Source organism: Streptomyces sp. NPDC102437 (assembly GCF_044765565.1).
Classification (GTDB): domain Bacteria; phylum Actinomycetota; class Actinomycetes; order Streptomycetales; family Streptomycetaceae; genus Streptomyces.
Window position 1 is genome coordinate 102,825 of record NZ_JBIWKI010000013.1, and the last position, 20,323, is coordinate 123,147.

A 20,323-nucleotide genomic window follows, 5' to 3' on the forward strand; every position below is an offset into this window, starting at 1 on the left:
ATCACGCTGCGTGCGGGACGCTCGCAGTTGGCGGCGCCGCGAAGCAAGCACCGAGGAGGCACCAAGTGGTCGACGCACATCGCACGTTCGTCATCGTGGGCGGAGGACTGGCGGGAGCGAAGGCGGCCGAGACGCTCCGGGCGGAGGGTTTCAGCGGCCGGGTGATCCTGCTCGGCGACGAACGCGACCACCCGTACGAACGGCCTCCGCTCTCCAAGGGCTATCTCGCCGGCAAGGAGGAGCGGGACAGCGTCTTCGTCCACGAGACCGCCTGGTACGCGGGCGCCGAGATCGAGCTGCACCTGGGGCAGCCCGTCACCTCGCTCGACCGGGAGGCCCGCGCCGTACAGCTCGGCGACGGCACCGTCGTCCACTACGACAAACTGCTGCTCGCCACCGGAGCCGAGCCGCGCCGCCTCACCGTCCCGGGCACGGACCTGACCGGCGTCCACCATCTGCGCCGCCTCGCCCACGCCGACCGGCTGCGCAACGTGCTCACCGCACTCGGCCGCGACAACGGCCATCTGGTGATCGCCGGGGCCGGCTGGATCGGCCTGGAGGTCGCGGCGGCGGCCCGCGGGTACGGCGCCGAGGTCACCGTCGTGGAACCGGAGCCGACCCCGCTGCACCAGGTCGTCGGCCCCGAGCTGGGCCAGATCTTCACCGATCTGCACAGCGACCACGGGGTCCGCTTCCACTTCGGCCTCCGCCTCACCGAGATCATCGGCCAGGACGGCCTGGTGCTCGCCGTCCGCACCGAAGACGGCGAGGAGCACCCCGCCCACGCCGTGCTCGCCGCGATCGGCGCCGCGCCCCGCACCGCCCTCGCCGAGACCGCCGGGCTCGCCATGGCCCCCCGCGCGGTCGGCGGCGGCATCGCCGTCGACGCCTCGCTGCGCACCAGCGACCCGCACATCTTCGCGGCCGGTGACGTCGCCAACGTGGAGCACCCGCTGCTCGGCATCCGGCTGCGTGTGGAGCACTGGGCGAACGCGCTGAACAGCGGCCCGGCCGCGGCCCGCGCCATGCTCGGCCAGGAGGTCAGCTACGACCGGGTGCCGTACTTCTTCTCCGACCAGTACGACCTCGGCCTCGAATACTCGGGCTGGGCGCCGCCGGGCAGCTACGACCAGGTGGTCATCCGGGGCGACGCGGGGAAGCGGGAGTTCATCGCCTTCTGGCTGAAGGACCGCCGGGTGCTGGCCGGGATGAACGTCAACGTGTGGGACGTCACCGAGACCGTGCAGGGGCTGATCCGGTCCGGCCGGCAGATCGACCCGGACGCGCTGGCGGACCCCTCGGTGCCGCTGGAATCCCTTGGCTGAGCCGCTTCGGGACAAGACGACCCGGCCGGTCCGCGAGGTCCCACCGGTTCCACGGATCACATCGGCGGGCTCCACGGCTGTCGTAGCCCACCCGTAGACTTCATCCGTGGCAGGCAGGATCAATGACGACGATGTGAAGGCGGTACGGGACGCGGTCCCGATCGACGCCGTCGTTTCCGAGTATCTCCAGCTGCGCAATGCGGGCGGTGGCAACCTCAAGGGTCTCTGCCCGTTCCACGACGAGAAGTCCCCCTCCTTCCAGGTCAGCCCGAGCAAGGGTCTCTTCCACTGCTTCGGCTGCCAGGAGGGCGGCGACACGATCGCCTTCGTGCAGAAGATCGACCACCTGACGTTCGCGGAGGTCGTCGAGCGGCTCGCCGCCAAGGCGGGCATCACCCTGCGGTACGAGGAGGGCGGCTACAACCCCTCCCACCAGCGCGGCGAGCGCATCAGGCTGGTCGAGGCACACAAGGTGGCCGCCCGGTTCTACGTCGAGCAGCTGGACGGCCCCGAGGCCGAGATCGGCCGGAAGTTCCTCGCCGAGCGCGGCTTCGACCAGGCGGCCGCCGCCCACTTCGGCGTCGGCTACAGCCCGGCCGGCTGGGACCACCTCACCCGCTACCTGCGCGGCCAGGGCTTCAGCGACAAGGAGCTGATCGCCTCCGGACTCTCCCAGGACGGCAGGCGCGGCCCCATCGACCGCTTCCGCGGCCGGCTGATGTGGCCGATCAGCGACACCTCCGGCGACGTCGTCGGCTTCGGCGCCCGCAAGCTGCGCGACGACGACAACGGACCGAAGTACCTCAACACCCCCGAGACCGCGATCTACAAGAAGTCCCAGGTGCTCTACGGCATCGACCTGGCGAAGAAGGACATCGCGAAGGCCAGCCGGGCCGTGGTCGTCGAGGGCTACACCGACGTCATGGCCTGCCATCTCGCCGGGATCACCACCGCCATCGCCACCTGCGGCACGGCCTTCGGCGGCGACCACATCAAGATCCTGCGCCGGCTCCTGATGGACAACGGCAGCGCCCGGGTGATCTTCACCTTCGACGGTGACGCGGCCGGGCAGAAGGCCGCCCTGCGCGCCTTCGAGGACGACCAGAAGTTCGCCGCCGAGACGTACATCGCGATCGCCCCGGACGGCATGGACCCCTGCGACCTGCGCCTGGTCAAGGGCGACGAGGCGGTCCGCGACCTGGTCGAACCCCGCACCCCGCTCTTCGAGTTCGCGCTCCGCCAGATCGTCGGCCGGTACGACCTGGAGACCCCGGCGGGCCGCGGCGCCGCGCTCGACGAGGCGGCACCCGTCGTCGCCCGGATCAAGAACAGCTCCTCGCAGCACGAGGTCGCCGTCCAGCTGGCCGGCATGCTCGGCATCCTGGACACCCAGTTCGTCGTCAAGCGCGTCGGGCAGCTCGCCCGCTGGGCCCGCGAGCGGGGCGACCAGCGGGGCCCCGGCCAGACCCCCTCCCGCGGCGGCCCCCGGCACCAGCAGATCCAGGCGCCCCCCGCCGCCCCCTCCGGCCCCGCGCTCAACCTCCGCAGCCCCGCCCACCGCACCGAGCGCGAGCTGCTCAAGCTCGCTCTGCAGAAGCCCGCCCTGGTCTCCCCGGCCTTCGACGCCTACGGGGCCGACGAGTTCACCGCCCCGCCGTACGCCGCCGTCCGGCAGTGCATCGCGGAGGCCGGCGGCGCCGAGCTGGGCGTCCCCGAGACCCGCGATTACCTGGTCCAGGTCCTGGACGCGGCGCCCAACGACACGGTGCGCAATCTGGTCACCGAGCTCGCCGTCGAGGTCTTCCACGGCAAGACCATCGACGAGACCTACGCGGGCATGCAGCTCGTCCAGGTCCGGCTGCGCGCCGTCGACCGCCGGATCAACGACGTACAGGGCAGCCTCGCCCGCCTCGGCAGCAATGTCGCCCCGGACCACCTCGCGGCGGCGCAGAACGAGGTCTGGGTCCTCCAGCAGTACGCCCAGTCCCTGCGCAACAACGGAGCCGACGCGCTCTGACGCGCCGGCCCCGCAGCGGGAGCGCCCCCGCGTAACCGGCCGGTCACGGACCGGACTCAGAAAGTCCCCGCACGCCCCTCGTGGCAGCGATGTGTCTTACCCCACACTGGGGTGCGGTGCCTGAGACATCGGAGCGCGGCCGGCCCATCGAACGGTGGTCCTCCATCCCCGCGGTCCGGCAGCGATCACCTGGAGGTCGCCCCCGTGCAGACCCGGCCCCTGACCAAAACCGAGCACGTCTCGGCCGTCCCCGCGCAGAACCGGGCCGTGCACCATCCGGAGGGCGCGGTGGAGCCGCCGATACCGAACGAGCCGTCCGACCCGCCCGAGGTGCTCATGGAGGAGCTGCCCGGGGCGCCGGAGCAGTCCGGGCCGAGGAGCCGCCCGGAGGCCGCCGGTCCGTCCTCCGACCTCTTCCGCCAGTACCTGCGGGAGATCGGCCGGATACCCCTGCTCAGCGCCGCCGACGAGGTGGAGCTCGCCCGCCGTGTCGAGGCCGGGCTCTTCGCCGAGGAACGGCTCGCGAGCGCCCCCGACCCGGACACCCGGCTGGCCGTCGACCTGGACCGCCTCGTCGTCATGGGAAGGATGGCCAAACGCCGCCTGATCGAGGCCAACCTCCGCCTCGTCGTCTCCGTCGCCAAGCGCTACGTCGGCCGCGGGCTGACCATGCTCGACCTGGTCCAGGAGGGCAACCTCGGGCTGATCAGGGCCGTCGAGAAATTCGACTACGCCCGGGGCTACAAGTTCTCCACGTACGCGACCTGGTGGATCCGCCAGGCCATGTCCCGCGCCCTCGCCGACCAGGCGCGGACCATACGGGTCCCGGTCCATGTCGTCGAGCTGATCAACCGGGTCGTACGCCTCCAGCGCCGGATGCTCCAGGAGCGCGGCTACGAACCGACCGCGGAGGAGGTCGCCGGCCAGCTCGACCTCACCCCGGAGCGGGTCGGCGAAGTCCTGCGGCTCGCCCAGGAACCCGTCTCGCTGCACGCCCCGGTCGGCGAGGAGGAGGACATCGCCCTCGGCGACCTGATCGAGGACGGCGACGCCGCGTCCCCGGTCGAGTCCGCGGCGTTCCTGCTGCTGCGCGAGCACCTGGAAGCGGTGCTCTCGACCCTGGGCGAGCGCGAACGGAAGGTGGTCCAGCTGCGCTACGGGCTGGACGACGGACGGCCCCGCACCCTGGAGGAGATCGGCAGGATCTTCGGCGTGACCCGCGAACGCATCCGCCAGATCGAGTCCAAGACCCTCAGCAAACTGCGGGACCACGCCTTCGCCGACCAGCTCCGCGGCTACCTCGACTGACGCCGTGAGGGTCCGCACCGCCACAAGCGGTACGGGCCCTCACGTACGTCCGAACGGACAGCGCTCCTAGTCGACTTCGGCGACCGCCTGCGCGAACTGCGCCGAATACAGCCGGGCGTAGGCGCCATCGGCGGCCAACAGCTCCTCGTGGGTGCCCTGTTCGACGATCGAGCCGTTCTCCATCACCAGGATGATGTCGGCGTCCCGGATGGTGGAGAGCCGGTGCGCGATCACGAAGCTCGTACGGCCGTGGGCCAGCCGCGCCATCGCCTTCTGGATCAGCACCTCGGTACGGGTGTCCACGGAGCTCGTCGCCTCGTCGAGCACCAGGATCACCGGGTCGGACAGGAACGCCCGCGCGATGGTGATCAGCTGCTTCTCGCCCGCGCTGACGCCGGAGCCCTCGTCGTCGATCACCGTGTCGTAACCGTCCGGCAGGGTGCGGATGAACCGGTCGGCGTGGGCCGCCCTCGCCGCCTCCTCGATCTCCTCGCGGGTGACCTCGCGCGAAGCGCCGTACGCGATGTTGTCCGCGATCGAACCGCCGAACAGCCAGGTGTCCTGGAGGACCATGCCGATGCCCTGGCGGAGCTCGTCGCGCGACATCTTCGTCACGTCGACCCCGTCCAGCGTGATCCGGCCGCCCGTCACCTCGTAGAACCGCATCAGCAGATTGACGAGCGTGGTCTTGCCGGCCCCGGTCGGGCCGACGATCGCGACCGTGTGGCCCGGTTCGACGTTCAGCGACAGATCCTCGATGAGCGGCTTCTCCGGGTCGTAACGGAACGACACCTTCTCCAGCGAGACGCTGCCCCGCAGCTCCTCGGGGCGCTCCCGCTCGCCGGGCGCGGGGTCGGTGCCCTGCTCCTCGGCGTCCAGCAGCTCGAAGATCCGCTCGGCCGAGGCGACACCCGACTGCACCAGGTTCGCCATCGAGGCGACCTGGGTCAGCGGCATCGAGAACTGCCGTGAGTACTGGATGAACGCCTGCACATCACCGATCGACAGCGCGCCCGAAGCGACCCGCAGACCACCCACGACGGCGATCAGCACATAGTTCAGGTTGGAGACGAACATCATCAGCGGCTGCATGATCCCGCTGTTGAACTGCGCCTTGAAACCGGCCTCGTACAGCGCTTCGTTCTGCTCGGCGAAGTCCCGCGCGGACTCCTCCTGCCGGCCGAAGACCTTCACCAGGGTGTGCCCGGTGTACATCTCCTCGATGTGGGCGTTGAGCTTGCCCGTCACCTTCCACTGCTGCACGAACTGTGGCTGCGAGCGCTTGCCGACCTTCGTCGCCACGAAAGCCGAGAGCGGCACCGTCACCAGCGCGACCAGAGCCAGCAGCGGCGAGACCCAGAACATCATGATCAGCACGCCGACGATGGTGAGCAGGGAGTTGATGAGCTGGCCCATCGTCTGCTGCATCGTCTGCGAGATGTTGTCGATGTCGTTCGTCGCCCGGCTGAGCACCTCGCCGCGCTTGGCCCGGTCGAAGTACGACAGCGGCAGCCGCGACAGCTTCGTCTGGATGTCCTCGCGCAGCTGGAAAATGATCCGGTTGATGATCCGGATCGACAGCCGGGTCGCCACCAGCATCAGCAGACCAGCGGCGACATAGACCGCCAGCGCCACCAGCAGCACGTCGCCCACCGCACCGAAGTCGATGCCGTGACCGGGAACGAAGTCCACCTTGGAGAGCATGTCGGCCAGGCCGCTGTTGCTCTGGCGCAGGCCCTCGACGGCCTGTTCCTTGGTCGCCCCCTCCGGTATCTCCGGGCTCCGGCCGACGACCCCGGCGAAGACCAGGTCGGTCGCCCGGCCGAGGATCTTCGGCCCGACCACCGACAGGCCCACGCTCAGCGCACAGGCCACCAGCATCACGTACAGCGAGGTCTTCTCCGTCGCGAAGCGCTTCAGCAGCCGCTTCGATGACCCCTTGAAGTCCATGGACCGGTCGGTCGGCGCCCCGCCCGCCATCATGCGTCCGCCAGGCCCGGCCATTACGCGGCCTCCGCTTCCGTCAGCTGGGAGAGCACGATCTCCCGGTACGTTTCATTGCCGTCCATCAGCTCGTGATGGGTGCCGGAGCCGACCACCCGGCCCTCGTCCAGCACCAGGATCCGGTCCGCGTCGCGGATGGTGGACACCCGCTGCGCCACGATCACCACGGTCGCATCGGCCGTCTCCTGCGTGAGGGCCCCGCGCAGCGCGGCGTCGGTGGCGTAGTCGAGCGCCGAGAACGAGTCGTCGAAGAGATAGATCTCCGGGCGCTGCACCAGCGTCCTGGCGATGGCCAGACGCTGCCGCTGCCCGCCCGAGACATTGGTGCCGCCCTGCGAGATCGGCGCGTCCAGACCGTGCTCCAGCGCCGTGACGAACTCCTTGGCCTGCGCGACCTCCAGCGCGTGCCACAGCTCCTCGTCGGTCGCGTCCGGGTTTCCGTACCGCAGGTTCGTCGCGACCGTCCCGGAGAACAGATACGGCTTCTGCGGAACGAGACTCACGGTCCTCGCCAGCAGCGCCGGCTCCAGCGTCCGCACATCCGTGCCGTCGACCAGCACCTGGCCGTCCGTCACGTCGAACAGCCGCGGTACGAGACCGAGCAGGGTCGACTTCCCGCTGCCCGTCGACCCGATGATCGCGGTGGTCTCGCCGGGGCGGGCCACCAGATCCACCGATCGCAGCACCGGCTCCTCGGCGCCCGGGTAACGGAAGTCCGCGCCGCGCACCTCCAGATGACCGCGGGCGAGGAGCTCGCGGACCGGCTTCACGGGCGGGACCACGCTGGACTCGGTCTCCAGGACCTCCTGGATGCGCTCGGCACAGACCTCGGCGCGCGGCACCATCATGAACATGAAGGTGGCCATCATCACCGACATGACGATCTGCATCAGATAGGCGAGGAACGCGGTCAGCGCGCCGATCTCCATGCCGCCGCTGTCGATACGCTGGGCACCGAACCAGATCACCGCGATCGACGAGACGTTCACGACCGTCATCACGGTGGGGAACATCAGCGCCATCAGCCGGCCCGTGGACAGCGCCACATCCGTCAGCTCGGTGTTGGAGCCGCGGAACCGCTCCTCCTCGTAGCCGTCCCGGACGAAGGCGCGGATGACGCGGTTGCCGGTGATCTGCTCGCGCAGCACCCGGTTCACCGTGTCGAGCCGCTCCTGCATCGTGCGGAACAGCGGGCGCATCCGCCGCACGATCAGGCTCACCGCGATGCCGAGCACCGGCACCACAGCGAGCAGCACCGCGGACAGCGGGACGTCCTGGCCGAGCGCCATGATGATGCCGCCGACACACATGATCGGGGCCGACACCATCAGCGTGAACGTCATCAGCACCAGCATCTGGACCTGCTGGACGTCATTGGTCGTACGGGTGATCAGCGAGGGCGCCCCGAAGCGTCCCACCTCACGGGCCGAGAACGACTGCACCCGGTCGAAGACCGACGCCCGGATGTCGCGGCCGAGCGCGGACGCGGTACGGGCGCCGAAATAGACGGCCCCCATGTTGCAGACCACCTGGGCGATGCTGACGGCGATCATGACGCCGCCGAATTCGAGGATGTAGCCCGTGTCGCCCTGCACGACACCGTTGTCGATGATGTCGGCGTTGAGCGTGGGCAGGTAGAGGCTGGCGCAGGTCTGCAGCAGTTGGAGGAGGACCAGCAGCAGGATGGGTTTTCTGTACGGACCGAGATAGGCCCGCAGGAGTTTTATGAGCACGCGTGTCTCTCGGAGTCGGCAGAAGGCAGGGGTCGACCTATTTTCCGGCACCGACGGCCGAGACTGCGAGCGGTTTTACTCAAGACCAGGTCAAAAAACGGACCGAGTACACAAGTGGAGGGTTCGCCTCGCTCGGAGCACTCGGCCCGTCGCGCAGACGTACGGACTCAGCTCGTGGAGTCGAACGCCCCCGGGTGGATCTGGTCCCGCGTCGCCACGTACTGCTGGCGCACCGCCTGCCCGACCGCCAGCTCCTCGCCCGGCTCCAGCACCTGCGCCGCGGCGCCCTGCCAGGCCGGGGGAGTGAGCGGATCGGCCGTACCCTGCGAGACCCCCAGCGCCCAGGCCGCCTGCCGGGCCGCGCCCAGCGCCGCGTACTCGGCGGGCTGCGGCACGACCACCTGCGTACCGAAGAGCGCGGGCGCCAGCCCCTGTACGGCGGGCAGTTCGGCCGCCGCCCCAAGCAGGAACACCCGCCGCACCTCGACGCCCCGGCCGCGCAGCACGTCGAGCGCGTCGGCCAGCGAGCACAGCATCCCCTCGAACGCCGCCCGCGCCAGGTGTTCCGGCTTCATCGACTCGCGCCGCAGCCCGCAGAGCGTCCCCGCGGCGTGCGGCAGCCGCGGCGTCCGCTCGCCCTCCAGGTACGGCAGCAGCACCAGCCCGGACGCGCCCGGCGTGGACTTCAGCGCCAGCGCGGAGAGCTCGTCGAGGCCCTCCACGCCGAGCATCTCGGCGGTCCCGCGCAGCGCCCGCACCGCGTTGGAGGTGTGCACCACCGGCAGGTGCTTCCCGGTCGCGTCCGCGAAAGAAGTGATCATCCCGGCCGGATCGGACAGCGCCTCGTGGTGCACCGCCATGACCGAGCCCGACGCGCCCAGCGAGACCACCGCGTCGCCGACCCCGACCCCGAGCCCGAGCGCCGCCGCCATCGTCTCGCCGGTCCCGGCGGAGATCAGCAGCCCCTCGGGCGTCGTCCCGGCGGCATCGGCGGGACCGAGCACCTCGGGCAGCGCCGCCTGGTGCCCGAGCGCGAGCTCCACCAGGTCGGGCCGGTAGGAACCGGTGTCCGCCGACCAATAGCCGGTGCCGGACGCGGCACCCCGGTCGGTGGTCCGCCGGGCCGGACGCCCCAGCAACTGCCAGACCAGCCAGTCGTGCGGCTGGAGCACCGCGGCCACCCGCTGGGCAGCCTCCGGCTCGGTCCGCGCCATCCAGCGCAGCTTCGCCACCGGCTGCGCGGCCTGCGGCACCGCCCCGACCGCCTCGGCCCACGCCTGCCGCCCGCCGAGCCCGTCGACCAGATCGGCCGCGGCGGCCTGCGCCCGCTTGTCGTTGCCGAGCAGCGCCGGGCGTACGAGATTGCCCTGGCGGTCCAGGGGCACCAGGCCGTGCTGCTGGGCGGAGACGCCGATGGCCTGCACCCCTTCGAGCAGCCCGCCGCCGGCGGCCTCCCCGAGCGAGAGCAGCCAGGCCTGCGGGTCGACCTCGGTGGCCTTCGCCTCGACGGGGTGTGCGGCGAACCCCCGGCGCAGCACTGCGCCCGTGTCCGTATCGCAGACGACGATGTGCGTGAAGGCGGAAGAGCTGTCCAAGCCGGCGACTATCCCCATGCCCAAGATTCTGCCGCACCGCCGGACCTTTTCCGTACCGGTTGCGCGGAGGCCAGGCCCCCGGGCCCCAGGGTTTTTCGTTTGGATCGGGCCGGATCAGGGAGCGGGGCACGCGAGCCCGGCACGGATCCGAACGAGAGACCCTAGGTGTTGCTGGTGCCCCAGTCGTCCTCTCCGTTGCGGCCGCGGTCCCGCAGCGAGCGCACCCGGTCGGTCACCGAGGCCGGGACCTTCTCGCCGACCTTCTCGCTCACCGCGTGGTACGCCTTGCCGGCCAGATCGCGGCCGCTCTGCGCCGCGGACTCGGCGGTATTGCGCACGGCCGGGTTCTGGGCGAACTGGCGTGCGGACTTCTTCATCTGCTCGTAGCGCTCGCGTCCGGCCCGTGTCCCGATCACGTATCCGAGGGCCAGTCCGGCGATGAACGTGAGCCGGTACCGCATGGCTGCCACCCTTCCTTGCTCACTGCGAAGCTTCAGTGCGACGTGTGCTGCCCGCCTACCCGCGGGCACCTGAGATCACCCCGGGGGATACCGATTGGCAAAGCACCCCCCTGCTTGCGCTAATGTATGTGTCGCAGCGAACGAGCGCCGCCCGGCAGCAGCCAGGTAGGTAGGGTTCGACGCACACGCAGCAATCCCCTGTAGCTCAATTGGCAGAGCAGCCGGCTGTTAACCGGCAGGTTACTGGTTCGAGTCCAGTCGGGGGAGCGCGATCCCCTGTAGCTCAATTGGCAGAGCATTCGGCTGTTAACCGGAGGGTTACTGGTTCGAGTCCAGTCGGGGGAGCGGAACGGAAGAGGACCCCGAGGGGTCCTTTTTCGCATGCCCGGCGACGGCCGTCACCGTGGTGCGTGTGGGGCGCATGCGACTCATTCGCATGCACTTCGCTCCATCCGGAACCGGACGGCCGACGGTGCGGTCTTCATGGTCATGCGAAGCCGACCATCCGGAGCGAGAGATCGTATGACCGGCTATGCTGCGGCAGACGGCGCGCACACTTGTACGCGCCACGCCGAAAAGGGGCGGTAGCTCAGCCGGTTAGAGCAGCGGACTCATAATCCGTCGGCCGTGGGTTCGAGTCCCACCCGCCCCACCGCAGCGAGGTAACGATTCACTCGTCTGACCTGCGTATACGGCTAGGCCCCCGCCACGGCGGGGGCCTTTTTTGTTGCCTCAAGATCATCAGCTCGCCCGATGCTCGCCCGAAGTGTCGGCGAAGTCTCCGGCGCGATCGAGGGATCGGCTTCGCACGTACGGTCGGTCCTCGCAGCGGCCGAGATGGGAAGGCAGAGGTCCAGCAGCGGGCGGACCCGGCGCTGACGCCAGGGCGGCCGTCCGGCTATCGAGGGGGCGCTGACGGGGCGGGCGAGGTCGGCGGGGTGCTCCTGGTAGAACGCAAAGACCCCCGTGTCGGCGGGGGTCTTTTCTGCATTCTCAAGTTCACGGCCCGGCCGAAGTGTCGGCGTAACCTTCGGCACGAACGGGGGCTTCGCGGACTAGTTCTGTGTGACCTCGACGTCAAGGGTGTCGATGCGGAACCCCACCGGTACGCGCCAGGCGTCCACGCAGAGAGTCCAGCTGCCCTCTATGTGGCCGCCGGCCGGGACGGGTGCAGGTAGCTCGCGCGTCTGCTTGATGGTGATCCAGTCGACGCCGAGCGGGCCGAGGATGTGCGTTCCGAAGCGGAGCGTTCCCGATGTTGCTGTGGTGCCGCCGGTGTTACGGATGTCTACGGTCACGTTCTGGCACCACCGCGTGTCCGTGTCTGCGAGCCGGGGCGTCCCGACCGTGAGGACGGCGGGGCTGGCTGGTTTGGTGGGCTTGACGGGTTCGGGAGGCTTGGTGGGTTCCGTGGTGCCCGGCCCCTCCGGCTGGCCAGTGGGTGGCGTTGAAGGCCCACCCGTCCCCTCCTCGGCACCGCCCTCGGGCCTGCCGCTTCCTCCATCGCTTGCAGGGGCGTGGCTGCTTGCGCTCGGCTCCGGTGTTGCCTCGGGGTGGCCGGCACGCTCTTGCTCCTCGTCGGTTATGAGGTCGACTGCGGCGTCCGCCGGGAGGATGCCGCCGTTCTGTGTGTCGCGCGGGGTCTTCCATCGGGAGCCGCGGGGGTTCCGGTCTGGGGCATCGAGGATGTCGGCGCCGTTGCGGTCCGGGGCGGCGGCGGCTGGGCGGTGGCCGCGGTCCTCGGCGGGTTCGTTGTCGCTGGCGGTCATGGTGAAGGCGGCGGCGGTGGTCACGGTGGCGACGGTGGCCGCGGCGGTGAGGGTGAGTACGCGGTGGCTCTGCCAGAGGGAGCGGAGGCGGTCGCGGACGACGGTGACGGCGGCGAGTGCTCCGCCGCCGATGTAGAGAACGAGGTGGCGCTTGCGGCGGGCCGGTCCTCGTTCCTCGGGAGGTTCGTCGGCGAGGCTTGAGGCGATGCCGGCGCCTGTGAGGGCGGCGATCCGTTGGGCTGCTACCTGGGCGCTGAGGTCGGTGATCAGCTGTCGGTTCTGCTTCCATCCTTGGTAGAGCAGAACTATCGCCAGTGTTGCGGCCCCTAGAAGTGCTGCCATTGCCAGCAGCACGAGGTCTGTCACGGTGTCCCCCTAGACGTGGTGTGGTGACATTCCGTGAATGATCATGCGCTAGGGGAAGTTTTTTACTGATTCGTAAGGGTTCGTGACAAATCTGTGACGTGCGTCATCCGGCGCGTCGCTGGCGACGCTCCTCCTCGCCCCCTATGGGCCGATTCGTGAGGTCGAGGCGGCGGATCACCTCGGCCTGCGCCTCCGGCGGGAGCGCGGCCATGATCGCGTACACCGCATCCACGGGCGGGGCGTAGGCAGGCGCCGGCGTCGGCTCCGGGGTGATCTCCTTCAGTGCTGCCGCGGCGTCCTCGCGCCCCACTTTGACGAGCTGGTCCGGGGCGACGCCGACGACCTGTGCAATGCGGGCCAGGGTCTCCGGTTTCGCCCTTACCTCTCTGTACTCCCCGCCCCCGAGGGACTCGGCGCCGCTGACGATCTGACGCCACAGCGCCTCGCTGATGCGTGCCTGCTTGGCGGTCTCGCGGACGGTAAGCCGCTGCTGCTTGCGGGCCGCCTCGATGAGCGGCGCCTCGCGTGGGGGCTCCGGGCGCGTACTCCTCTTCATACGCGCAGCTTCGCACGAGTACGCACTAGTTCGCTAGGCGGCCCATGGCGTGTCGGTGCGCGCGCGCACATTAGTGCGTATCTTCGCCGTTTTCTGCGTTACTACCGAACTAGTGACTTGTGTTGCTCAAGTCGCTAGTTACCGCTAGTTTTCAATCATGACCGTCCCGCAAGATCGAAAATCTTCGCGGCGTCCTCGTGGTGCTCCGCTGGATCACGCACCGGAAGGCGTCACCTACGCCCGAGTGGCGGCCGGACTTACGAAACAGTCCCTGGCCAGCACGTTGGGGATCAGTAAGCAGTTCATGGGGGACATCGAGGCCGGTCGGCGCAACGCCGGACCGGACCTCCTGGAAGCGATGGCGGCGCAGTTGGACTGCCCGCTGGTCGTCCTCCAGGCGAAGCAAGCCGGGGCGACCTCGGAGAAGCGCACCCGCCCAGATGAGGCGGAAGCCGGGACCGCACCGGGCCCCTGAGCCGGTGCGCCCGCCGGGGTGGAGATAGCCGTCTCACGCCCCCGGCCGGGCACCGCATCGCGTCCGGACCTTGCCCGTCCTGGACGCCCACACCAGAAACCTCAACCGTGAATCGAGGTAACGATGGCAGCCAACTCTATCCACCAGCAGCCTGTGATGGCGCCGGAGCAGCGTGAAGTAGTCGGCCGGCAGGTCGGTGACGTGAACCCCGCGACGGACGAACTGATCGTGTCGTTCGCGGAGGCGGTTGCGAACCGCCGCGACCACGCTCACCCCGAGTGGGAAGACCTGTTCTGCGCGAACCTCTCGTCCTACATGGGTGAGCGGGTGGCCCCGGTGCTGCGGCGCCTGATGGACGCCGAGGCCGAGCGCGACGCGCTGCGGGCCCAGGTCGCCGAGCTGGAGTCCTTGCAACTGGGCGCCATCGACGGCCGCATGTCCGCAACGTGCGACAACCCGGAGCACCCGACATGGCTGCGGGCGGCAGACGACACACGGGGATGCCCGTGGTGCCGGGTCGCCAAGCTGGAGACGGCGCAGGCCACAACGCTCCGGGGACCCGAGACGGCCTCCCCGCACGACTCCCCGCTGCACCATGGCTACGCCCTCGGCCGCGACCTGCCGAAGTCGGGCGGTGCGTCGTGATCTGGCTTCTCGGCATCGCCTACGCCGCCCTCGTCTTCTGGCTCCTCGCGCTCGCCCTGGGATGGCACCGATGAGCGCCGCCGGATATGCCCACCGCACCCGCATCAATCACTCCGCCGTGACGGCACAGACCCGCACCGAGCCGGGGACGTGGTTCCAGGCGGGTGTCTATGCGTCGACGGCAAGCGCGGACTGCGCGGCCCGGTCCATCCCGCACGCGGAGCGGATGCCCAACTACGCACCCGCCGGGGCGTTTGAGGCGTACACCGCCCTGACCCCGGAGGGCCCCGCCCTGTGGGTGCGGTGCGTGGAGGGCGAGGAGTTCCCCGCGATCCCGGAGCGGATGAGCGTCCGCGTCCCGGACGGTGGGCCCGAGCTCGGGGAGATCCAGGTCATCACTGCCTCGGTCCTCCCGTACTGCCCGCGCTGCGGCGGCCCCCGCGGATGGGACGCCCTCCAGCCGTTTGAGATGCCGCTCGGGGACACCACGCACGTGGTCGACCGGTGGGAAAACCCGTGCGGCCACCTGGACGTGTACGCGGACGTCCTGGTGGAGGCCCGCCGCACGCCGACCCCGCAGGCTCCGGCCGCCGGCCACGGCATGGGCCACCACCCCGCGGACCCGCTCCGCGCGGGGGAGTTCCACGCAGCGGTGGAGGTCATCGTCCAGGCCGCGAGCGCCCAGCGTGGGATGCACGCGAAGCAGGCCGCGGCCCTCCTCCGCCTCCGCGGCCACACGGAGGCCGCCGACCTCGTGGAGCTCAAACTCCGCGACGAGCGCGGCCACTTGAGCGCGAAGCAGGCCGCCCACTTCCTCACCGTCGAGGGCGCCCGGCGCGCCTCCGCCGTCCCCATCAGCCAGGAGAGCACCGCATGAGCACCATCACTCTGCCCACCGTCCCGGCCGTGGGTGACCTAGTCGACACGACCGACGAGCAGGGCGGTGCCCTGGTCGACGCCCCGACCGCGCGCCTGCTGCTCCCGGCCAACGCGTCCCGCGAGGAGTGGCTAGAGGTGCGCCGGTCCGGTATCGGCGGCTCCGACGTCGCCGGAATCCTCGGGCTGGCCGGGAAGTACGACAGCCCGCGCCATGTCTTCGAGGAGAAGCACGGCCGCAGCACCTTCGAGGGCAACGAGGCCGCCGAGATCGGCACGGAGATCGAGCCGTTCCTCGCCCACCTCTTCACGAAGCGTTCTGGAATCCGAACCGCCGAGGCGCCCGGGACGCTCGTGCACGTCGACCGGCCGTGGATGCGGGTGAACGTGGACCGTTTCACGTTCGAGCGGCCCGGCCCGGCCTCGGGTGTCCTGGAACTGAAGAGCCGCAGCGAGTACCAGGCGGACCAGTGGGAGGGCGGGGCCGTTCCCGATGCCCCCGCGATCCAGTGCCACTGGGGCATGGCGGTCGGCGGCTGGGACCACGGCTTCGTGGCCGCGCTGGTCGGCGGCAACAAATTCCGGTGGGTCCGCCTGGAGCGCGACGAGGAGATGATCGAGCACCTCGTCGACTACTGCGGGAAGTGGTACGAGAGGCACATCGTCGAGGGCTTCGAGCCCCCGGCTGACGGCCTGGAGGCCACGACCGATCTCCTGGCGAAGCTCTGGTCCGTCAAGGCCGAGACGATCGCCGAGATCGACACCTCGAAGGCCAAGGAGCTGCGCGCCCGGCACGCCGACGTCAAGGCGCGGCAGAAGGCCATCGAGGAGGAGCTGCGGCTCGTCGAGAACGAGATGAAGCTCCTCACCGGCGAGAACGAGATCGCCAAGTCCGGCGGCAAGCCTGCCTGGACGTGGAAGGGCAACGGGACCTTCGCGTCGAAGCAGTTCGCCAAGGCGCACCCCGAGCTGGTCGAGAAGTACACGCGCATGGCGCCCGTGCTCGACGTCGACCGGCTCAAGGAGGAGCAGGCCGACGTCTACGCCGAGTTCCGCGCCCGCAAGCTCCACGTCCCCGCGAAGGGAATCTGATCATGGCTCTGTCCACGCTCAAGGACCGCGTGCGCGCGGCCACCAACCCGGACGCCGAGCAGCCGAGCATCGAGGCGACCATCACACGGTCCGCCGACGTCCCGCAGCAGCAGTCGGCGCCGGACCAGTTGCACACCTCCGCGAAGGCGGATGGCGGCGACGTCGCCGACTTCGCCCTGGCCTGGCTGGAGCGGTACGGCGAGGAGTTCACGAAGGCGCTGCCCGCGCACATCGACGCCGCCGCGTTCTTCGCCGCCGTGCGGGCCGCCCTGCCGGGCCTGGTCCGCTGCACCCCCGCGTCCCTGCTCCAAGCCTTGTTGACGTGCGCCCGGTTCGGTTTGGTGCCGGACGGGCGTCACGCGGTCATCCGGCGCGAGGGCAAGACCGCCGTGTTCGTGCCGATGGCGCAGGGGTACGTGGAGCTGATGTACCGCTCCGGCCGTGTCGGGTCGGTGCACGTCGGGATGATCTACGAGGGCGACGAGTGGAGCTACGAGCCCACCGCCCCGGCCCCGCTCGACTTCACGCACAAGCCTGCCCTGTTGAAGTCGAAGGCTGAGCGCGGGGCGCCGATCCTGGCGTACGCGTTCGCGTGGATGGCGTCCGGCGCCCGGTCCCAGGTCGTCATCCTGACGCGCGAGGACGCGGAGGAGATCCGCGACGAGTACAGCGAGGCGTACCGGCGCGCGCAGGAGTCCGGGAAGAACGACAGCTTCTGGCACGTTGCGTTCGACCGCATGTGGGAGAAGAGCGCGTTGCGCCGCCTGCACAAGAGGGTGCCGATGTCCCCCGAGCTGGTGGCGATGGTCCAGGCGGACGAGGCCGGGGACGCTGGGCAGGTGCAGGTGGTGCACGCCCCGGACCCGGAGACGGCCGGGCTGGTCGAGGAGGCCGTACGGGCGCACCGCGCCGCAGAGGCATCCCAGGAGCCCCGGGTCCGGCCGCTGCCCGTGAAGGGCCGGGGAAGTCGCGGCCGGTCCAAGCCGAAGAAGAACCGGTCCGCCGGCCGCGCCTCGCGGAGGCGGTCATGAGCGCGCGTCAACTCAGCTGGCACTACCAGCGGCTCACCGGATTCGATCTCGAAACCACCAGCCAGGACCCGGAGACAGCCCGCATCGTCACCGGCGCCGTCGTCCACTACGGCGGCGGCCAGCCGACCACCGGTCAGACGTGGCTCTCTGACGTCGGCGGGGCGGAGATCCCCGCCGCCGCCACGGCAGTTCACGGATACACATCCGAGGCGGCCCGCGTTGCGGGCCGCCCGGCCTCCGCGGTGGTGGAGGAGATCACCACCGCCCTGGCGGCGGCCGTCGAGCAGGGCCGCCCGCTGGTCATCATGCACGCCCCCTACGACTTGACCGTGCTGGACCGGGAGGCCCGCCGCTACGGCGTGGTTCCCCTGTTCGACCGGGTGTCTCCGTATGTGCTGGACCCGCGGGTCCTGGACAGGCACGTGAACACGTTCCGGCGCGGCGGGCGGACCCTTACGGATCTGTGCCGTCACTACGTGGTTCCGCTGGACGGCGCGCACAGCTCGGAGGCGGACGCCATCGCGGCGTGCGCCGTGGTGTGGAAGATCGCCAACCGATACCGGTCGATCTCCGGCCGGCCCCTGGCTCAGCTCCACGCCGATCAGGTGGCGTGGGCGCGGGAGCAGAGCGAAAGCCTGCGGGACTACTTCGCGCGCACGCCCGGGAAAGAGGGATGGGCGCGGGACGTGCGGCTGGACTGGCCGCTCCTTTCCTACCGGGCGGCGGTGGCCTCATGACTGCCGTCTTCATCGGCTCCGCTGTCCTGGCCTCCTCGTTGACGCTCCTGGCCGCCCTGCTGTGGTGGCTATGGCGGGCCGGTCGCGGACGGCATCGCGCACCCCGCTACCCCGGCCCGCTGCTCCTGACGGCACCGGAATTCCTGGACGGCACCGAGGACGCGGTCACGGTGGCGCTCCTCATGGATGCCGACCGTGCCGGCCTGGAGTACTGCCCGGCCGAGGGGCGGACAACGCCCCACTTCATTCACCACTGCGGCGCCCGGACGTGCTGCGTGTGCGAGACCGAAACGGCAGGCGACGAGGAATGACCGTGACCATGGACCTGCTCGGGGTGGACTACCTCCGCCCCGCTCAAGAACCGTGCCCCGACTGCGCGTGCTGCATGGTCGACCTGTGCCGGAAGGGGCGGGCGTCCGTCAGGGAGTGCGCCGCGTTCACCCACGACGACCTCAAGAGCGTTGTGGCCGTGTGCCCGTGCTCAGCGGCCACCACGGAGGGAACCGCATCCTGGCGGGACGCCATGGTGAACGCGACGCGCCAGGCGGCGGAGCTTCCGCTCCCGGAACCGGCCGAGGGCCTGCTCCGCGCCATGGCCCGCCAGGACCCGGACGTCCTGGACCCGGCCGGATTCATCATCGCTCTGCGGCTGCGCCAGTTCGTGCGGGGCCGGGAGGGCGGTTTTACCTGGGTGACCAGCCTCGGCCAGGCGTACCTGGCCGCGCTGGACGGGGAACGTGTCGCAACGCGCGTCTTTGTGTTGACGGTCGATGTGAAGGCGAACACGGCCGGCGTCATCGTCGCGGGCTGGAGCACGGAAACGGCCGTCACGGTGCTCCTGGACCACCTCGTCCAGGCCACCGGGCTTGAGGTTCCGGAGCTGCTTGGCACGTTCCTTGAGGCCGTCGCCAACGTGGACGCGGAACGGGCTCAGGAGATCGTCCTCACCGACATTCGCCCCGTGGTGGAGCCGCTCCCGCAGGTGTGGAAGGCCATCCCGGCCGCCATCGTGGCGAAGGGCCAGGAGGCCGGCGATGAATGAGCTCGCCCTCTTCGGGGAGCGCAGCGCCTTGGCGCTGCAGGAGACTGCCGCGGCCCTGGACGATGCCCCCGCTGTCCTGGGGGCGGAGGCCGCGCGGGTTCTTGAGGTCCCGGCGTTCGAGGTCACCGTCTACGGCTTGCCGGCCCCGCAGGGCAGCAAGTCGGCGAAGCGGAACCAGTACACCGGCCGTATCCACCTGGTCGAGTCGTCCGAGAAGGTCAAGCCGTGGCGGGCGGACGTCGTGTCCGCCGCGCTCCAGGCCAAGCCCCGCGGCTGGCGACCGCTGATCGGGCCGCTTGAGGCAGAGATGGTGTTCACGCTCACCCGGCCCCGGTCCCACTTCGGGACCGGCCGCAACGCCGAGCGTGTCCGGCCGTCCGCGCCGGCGATCCCGGCCAGTCCGCCGGACCTGAGCAAGCTTGCCCGCTCGACCGAGGACGCCCTCACCACGGCCGGTGTCTACAAGGACGATGCGCTGATCGTCGACTACCGGCGGCTGCGGAAGCGGTACCACACCGACCACGGCCGGGTGCCGGACGTGCTGGACGTGTCCGGCTGCGTCATCCGCCTGTGGCGCGTCTCCGAGGAGGCGGCACGGTGATCAACGCTGCTCAGATCGCGCGGGCCCTGGCGCCGGACGTGTCCACGCGGAGCGTCGCGGACCGGCTCGGCTGCCCGTGGGGCCGCGTCCAGCAGGTCCGTGAGGCGTGCGGTGTGCCGACCTACCGGCGCGGCCGGCGCCCGGCAGCCCCGTGGCGGGAGCGCTACGCCGCGCACACGGAGCCCGTGGCTGGCGGTCACATGCGGTGGACGGGCCCGGCCGCGGAGAGCGGCACGCCCGTGCTGTCCGTCCAGGGACGCCCGGTGACGGTGTACCGGCTGCTGTTCCAGGACGAGCACGGGCGGGAGCCGGAGGGCCATGTCCGCCCGGGATGTGGCTACGCCCGGTGTGTGGCCGGCGGCCACCTTGAGGACCGCCGTGTCCGTGAGGAGCGGGTGGGCCGGTGAGCGCGGTAGACGTCCTCGTGACGGTAGGGCCCGTCATAGCGCTGCTGGAGACCTTCCCCATGTGGGGTCCGGTCCTGGCCGTGGTGGCCGCCGTTCTGCTCTACCTGGCGATACGTGAGACGTGGGGCGGGGACGCGGAGGACACGAGCGGGGACACCGTCCCCCTCGTCCACCAAGGCGTCCCCGCAGTGGAGGACACAGGGGAGGACACCCCCGTCCCCCGGGCCGTGACCTGCGGGGACTCCGTCCTCCGTGTGTCGGCTGACAGGGAGACGTGAGGCCG

The 20,323-nt window shown here is 70.4% G+C and carries 20 protein-coding genes and 3 tRNA genes; 17 read left to right on the forward strand and 6 right to left on the reverse strand.

The features are described from left to right. Window positions 1-65: 65 nt before the first annotated feature. The 3 genes from ACIRJP_RS18575 to ACIRJP_RS18585 all read left to right on the forward strand — a co-directional run bounded on the left by ACIRJP_RS18575 (window position 66) and on the right by ACIRJP_RS18585 (window position 4,650). The gene (locus ACIRJP_RS18575) at window positions 66-1,325 is read left to right on the forward strand and encodes an NAD(P)/FAD-dependent oxidoreductase (RefSeq protein ID WP_404174856.1); all 1,260 of its coding nucleotides are present in this window, start codon (window positions 66-68) and stop codon (window positions 1,323-1,325) included. Between the two features lie 106 nt (window positions 1,326-1,431). Next, window positions 1,432-3,342, forward strand: coding sequence for a DNA primase (gene dnaG, locus ACIRJP_RS18580; protein WP_404174859.1), 1,911 nt, complete (start codon window positions 1,432-1,434; stop codon window positions 3,340-3,342). A 204-nt stretch (window positions 3,343-3,546) separates the two neighbouring features. After that, on the forward strand, window positions 3,547-4,650 hold the full coding sequence (locus tag ACIRJP_RS18585; protein WP_404174862.1) for an RNA polymerase sigma factor: 1,104 nt from the start codon (window positions 3,547-3,549) through the stop codon (window positions 4,648-4,650). Window positions 4,651-4,716: 66 nt separating this feature from the next. Here ACIRJP_RS18585 and ACIRJP_RS18590 read toward each other — a convergent pair whose 3' ends face one another. The 4 genes from ACIRJP_RS18590 to ACIRJP_RS18605 form a co-directional block, all read right to left on the reverse strand. Further along, entirely contained in the window at window positions 4,717-6,654 is a 1,938-nt protein-coding gene (locus tag ACIRJP_RS18590) for an ABC transporter ATP-binding protein (RefSeq protein WP_404174865.1), read from the reverse strand. Continuing rightward, window positions 6,654-8,387 (reverse strand): ABC transporter ATP-binding protein, encoded by a 1,734-nt coding sequence (locus tag ACIRJP_RS18595; RefSeq protein ID WP_404174868.1) that lies wholly within the window; start codon window positions 8,385-8,387, stop codon window positions 6,654-6,656. Before ACIRJP_RS18595 ends, ACIRJP_RS18590 begins: the two co-directional genes overlap by 1 nt. Window positions 8,388-8,554: 167 nt before the next feature. Further along, the gene (locus tag ACIRJP_RS18600; protein WP_404174872.1) at window positions 8,555-10,000 is read right to left on the reverse strand and encodes an FGGY family carbohydrate kinase; all 1,446 of its coding nucleotides are present in this window, start codon (window positions 9,998-10,000) and stop codon (window positions 8,555-8,557) included. A 143-nt stretch (window positions 10,001-10,143) separates the two neighbouring features. Next, entirely contained in the window at window positions 10,144-10,443 is a 300-nt protein-coding gene (locus ACIRJP_RS18605; RefSeq protein WP_266733193.1) for a YtxH domain-containing protein, read from the reverse strand. 194 nt (window positions 10,444-10,637) lie between these two features. On the opposite strand from ACIRJP_RS18605, the gene ACIRJP_RS18610 reads away from it, so the two are divergent. The 3 genes from ACIRJP_RS18610 to ACIRJP_RS18620 all read left to right on the forward strand — a co-directional run bounded on the left by ACIRJP_RS18610 (window position 10,638) and on the right by ACIRJP_RS18620 (window position 11,095). Further along, window positions 10,638-10,710, forward strand: a tRNA-Asn gene (locus ACIRJP_RS18610). A 5-nt stretch (window positions 10,711-10,715) separates the two neighbouring features. Continuing rightward, window positions 10,716-10,788, forward strand: a tRNA-Asn gene (locus tag ACIRJP_RS18615). A 233-nt stretch (window positions 10,789-11,021) separates the two neighbouring features. Continuing rightward, window positions 11,022-11,095 (forward strand) — tRNA-Ile (locus ACIRJP_RS18620). A gap of 403 nt (window positions 11,096-11,498) precedes the next feature. Here the strand turns inward: ACIRJP_RS18620 and ACIRJP_RS18625 are convergent. Together ACIRJP_RS18625 and ACIRJP_RS18630 are read right to left on the reverse strand one after the other, a co-directional pair. Beyond that, window positions 11,499-12,554 carry a hypothetical protein gene (locus tag ACIRJP_RS18625; RefSeq protein WP_404174875.1) on the reverse strand — a complete coding sequence of 352 codons (1,056 nt, stop codon included), beginning with the start codon at window positions 12,552-12,554 and terminating at the stop codon, window positions 11,499-11,501. Window positions 12,555-12,681: 127 nt separating this feature from the next. Beyond that, entirely contained in the window at window positions 12,682-13,134 is a 453-nt protein-coding gene (locus ACIRJP_RS18630; RefSeq protein WP_404174878.1) for a hypothetical protein, read from the reverse strand. 157 nt (window positions 13,135-13,291) lie between these two features. On the opposite strand from ACIRJP_RS18630, the gene ACIRJP_RS18635 reads away from it, so the two are divergent. From ACIRJP_RS18635 to ACIRJP_RS18685, 11 genes are all read left to right on the forward strand, one after another. Further along, entirely contained in the window at window positions 13,292-13,609 is a 318-nt protein-coding gene (locus ACIRJP_RS18635) for a helix-turn-helix transcriptional regulator (protein ID WP_404174881.1), read from the forward strand. 123 nt (window positions 13,610-13,732) lie between these two features. Beyond that, window positions 13,733-14,254, forward strand: a complete 522-nt coding sequence (locus tag ACIRJP_RS18640) for a hypothetical protein (protein ID WP_404174884.1) — start codon at window positions 13,733-13,735, stop codon at window positions 14,252-14,254. Window positions 14,255-14,324: 70 nt separating this feature from the next. Next, complete coding sequence (locus tag ACIRJP_RS18645; RefSeq protein WP_404174887.1) at window positions 14,325-15,131, forward strand: hypothetical protein; 807 nt, start codon at window positions 14,325-14,327, stop codon at window positions 15,129-15,131. Beyond that, on the forward strand, window positions 15,128-16,222 hold the full coding sequence (locus ACIRJP_RS18650) for a YqaJ viral recombinase family protein (RefSeq protein WP_404174890.1): 1,095 nt from the start codon (window positions 15,128-15,130) through the stop codon (window positions 16,220-16,222). The genes ACIRJP_RS18645 and ACIRJP_RS18650 overlap by 4 nt, the downstream gene beginning before the upstream one ends. Before the next feature lie 2 nt (window positions 16,223-16,224). Beyond that, window positions 16,225-17,253, forward strand: coding sequence for a recombinase RecT (locus ACIRJP_RS18655; protein ID WP_404174893.1), 1,029 nt, complete (start codon window positions 16,225-16,227; stop codon window positions 17,251-17,253). After that, the gene (locus ACIRJP_RS18660) at window positions 17,250-17,990 is read left to right on the forward strand and encodes an exonuclease domain-containing protein (RefSeq protein ID WP_404174896.1); all 741 of its coding nucleotides are present in this window, start codon (window positions 17,250-17,252) and stop codon (window positions 17,988-17,990) included. Before ACIRJP_RS18655 ends, ACIRJP_RS18660 begins: the two co-directional genes overlap by 4 nt. Further along, window positions 17,987-18,301 carry a hypothetical protein gene (locus tag ACIRJP_RS18665; protein ID WP_404174899.1) on the forward strand — a complete coding sequence of 105 codons (315 nt, stop codon included), beginning with the start codon at window positions 17,987-17,989 and terminating at the stop codon, window positions 18,299-18,301. The genes ACIRJP_RS18660 and ACIRJP_RS18665 overlap by 4 nt, the downstream gene beginning before the upstream one ends. 2 nt (window positions 18,302-18,303) lie before the next feature. After that, on the forward strand, window positions 18,304-19,032 hold the full coding sequence (locus ACIRJP_RS18670) for a hypothetical protein (protein ID WP_404174902.1): 729 nt from the start codon (window positions 18,304-18,306) through the stop codon (window positions 19,030-19,032). Then, window positions 19,025-19,633: a RusA family crossover junction endodeoxyribonuclease gene (locus tag ACIRJP_RS18675; protein WP_404174905.1), complete on the forward strand. Its 609-nt coding sequence runs from the start codon at window positions 19,025-19,027 to the stop codon at window positions 19,631-19,633. Before ACIRJP_RS18670 ends, ACIRJP_RS18675 begins: the two co-directional genes overlap by 8 nt. Continuing rightward, window positions 19,630-20,040, forward strand: a complete 411-nt coding sequence (locus ACIRJP_RS18680; protein WP_404174907.1) for a hypothetical protein — start codon at window positions 19,630-19,632, stop codon at window positions 20,038-20,040. Before ACIRJP_RS18675 ends, ACIRJP_RS18680 begins: the two co-directional genes overlap by 4 nt. After that, complete coding sequence (locus tag ACIRJP_RS18685; protein ID WP_404174910.1) at window positions 20,037-20,318, forward strand: hypothetical protein; 282 nt, start codon at window positions 20,037-20,039, stop codon at window positions 20,316-20,318. The genes ACIRJP_RS18680 and ACIRJP_RS18685 overlap by 4 nt, the downstream gene beginning before the upstream one ends. The last annotated feature ends 5 nt before the right edge of the window (window positions 20,319-20,323 follow it).

Excerpts from the sequence above, each read along its gene's own strand:
- ACIRJP_RS18640 (WP_404174884.1), top strand. The coding sequence starts at position 13,733 with ATGGCAGCCAACTCTATCCACCAGCAGCCTGTGATGGCGCCGGAGCAG.
- ACIRJP_RS18635 (WP_404174881.1), top strand. The coding sequence starts at position 13,292 with ATGACCGTCCCGCAAGATCGAAAATCTTCGCGGCGTCCTCGTGGTGCT.
- ACIRJP_RS18650 (WP_404174890.1), top strand. The coding sequence starts at position 15,128 with ATGAGCACCATCACTCTGCCCACCGTCCCGGCCGTGGGTGACCTAGTC.
- ACIRJP_RS18605 (WP_266733193.1), bottom strand. The coding sequence starts at position 10,443 with ATGCGGTACCGGCTCACGTTCATCGCCGGACTGGCCCTCGGATACGTG.
- ACIRJP_RS18600 (WP_404174872.1), bottom strand. The coding sequence starts at position 10,000 with ATGGGGATAGTCGCCGGCTTGGACAGCTCTTCCGCCTTCACGCACATC.
- ACIRJP_RS18590 (WP_404174865.1), bottom strand. The coding sequence starts at position 6,654 with ATGGCCGGGCCTGGCGGACGCATGATGGCGGGCGGGGCGCCGACCGAC.
- ACIRJP_RS18660 (WP_404174896.1), top strand. The coding sequence starts at position 17,250 with ATGAGCGCGCGTCAACTCAGCTGGCACTACCAGCGGCTCACCGGATTC.
- ACIRJP_RS18630 (WP_404174878.1), bottom strand. The coding sequence starts at position 13,134 with ATGAAGAGGAGTACGCGCCCGGAGCCCCCACGCGAGGCGCCGCTCATC.
- ACIRJP_RS18645 (WP_404174887.1), top strand. The coding sequence starts at position 14,325 with ATGAGCGCCGCCGGATATGCCCACCGCACCCGCATCAATCACTCCGCC.
- ACIRJP_RS18625 (WP_404174875.1), bottom strand. The coding sequence starts at position 12,554 with ATGGCAGCACTTCTAGGGGCCGCAACACTGGCGATAGTTCTGCTCTAC.
- ACIRJP_RS18655 (WP_404174893.1), top strand. The coding sequence starts at position 16,225 with ATGGCTCTGTCCACGCTCAAGGACCGCGTGCGCGCGGCCACCAACCCG.
- ACIRJP_RS18665 (WP_404174899.1), top strand. The coding sequence starts at position 17,987 with ATGACTGCCGTCTTCATCGGCTCCGCTGTCCTGGCCTCCTCGTTGACG.
- ACIRJP_RS18675 (WP_404174905.1), top strand. The coding sequence starts at position 19,025 with ATGAATGAGCTCGCCCTCTTCGGGGAGCGCAGCGCCTTGGCGCTGCAG.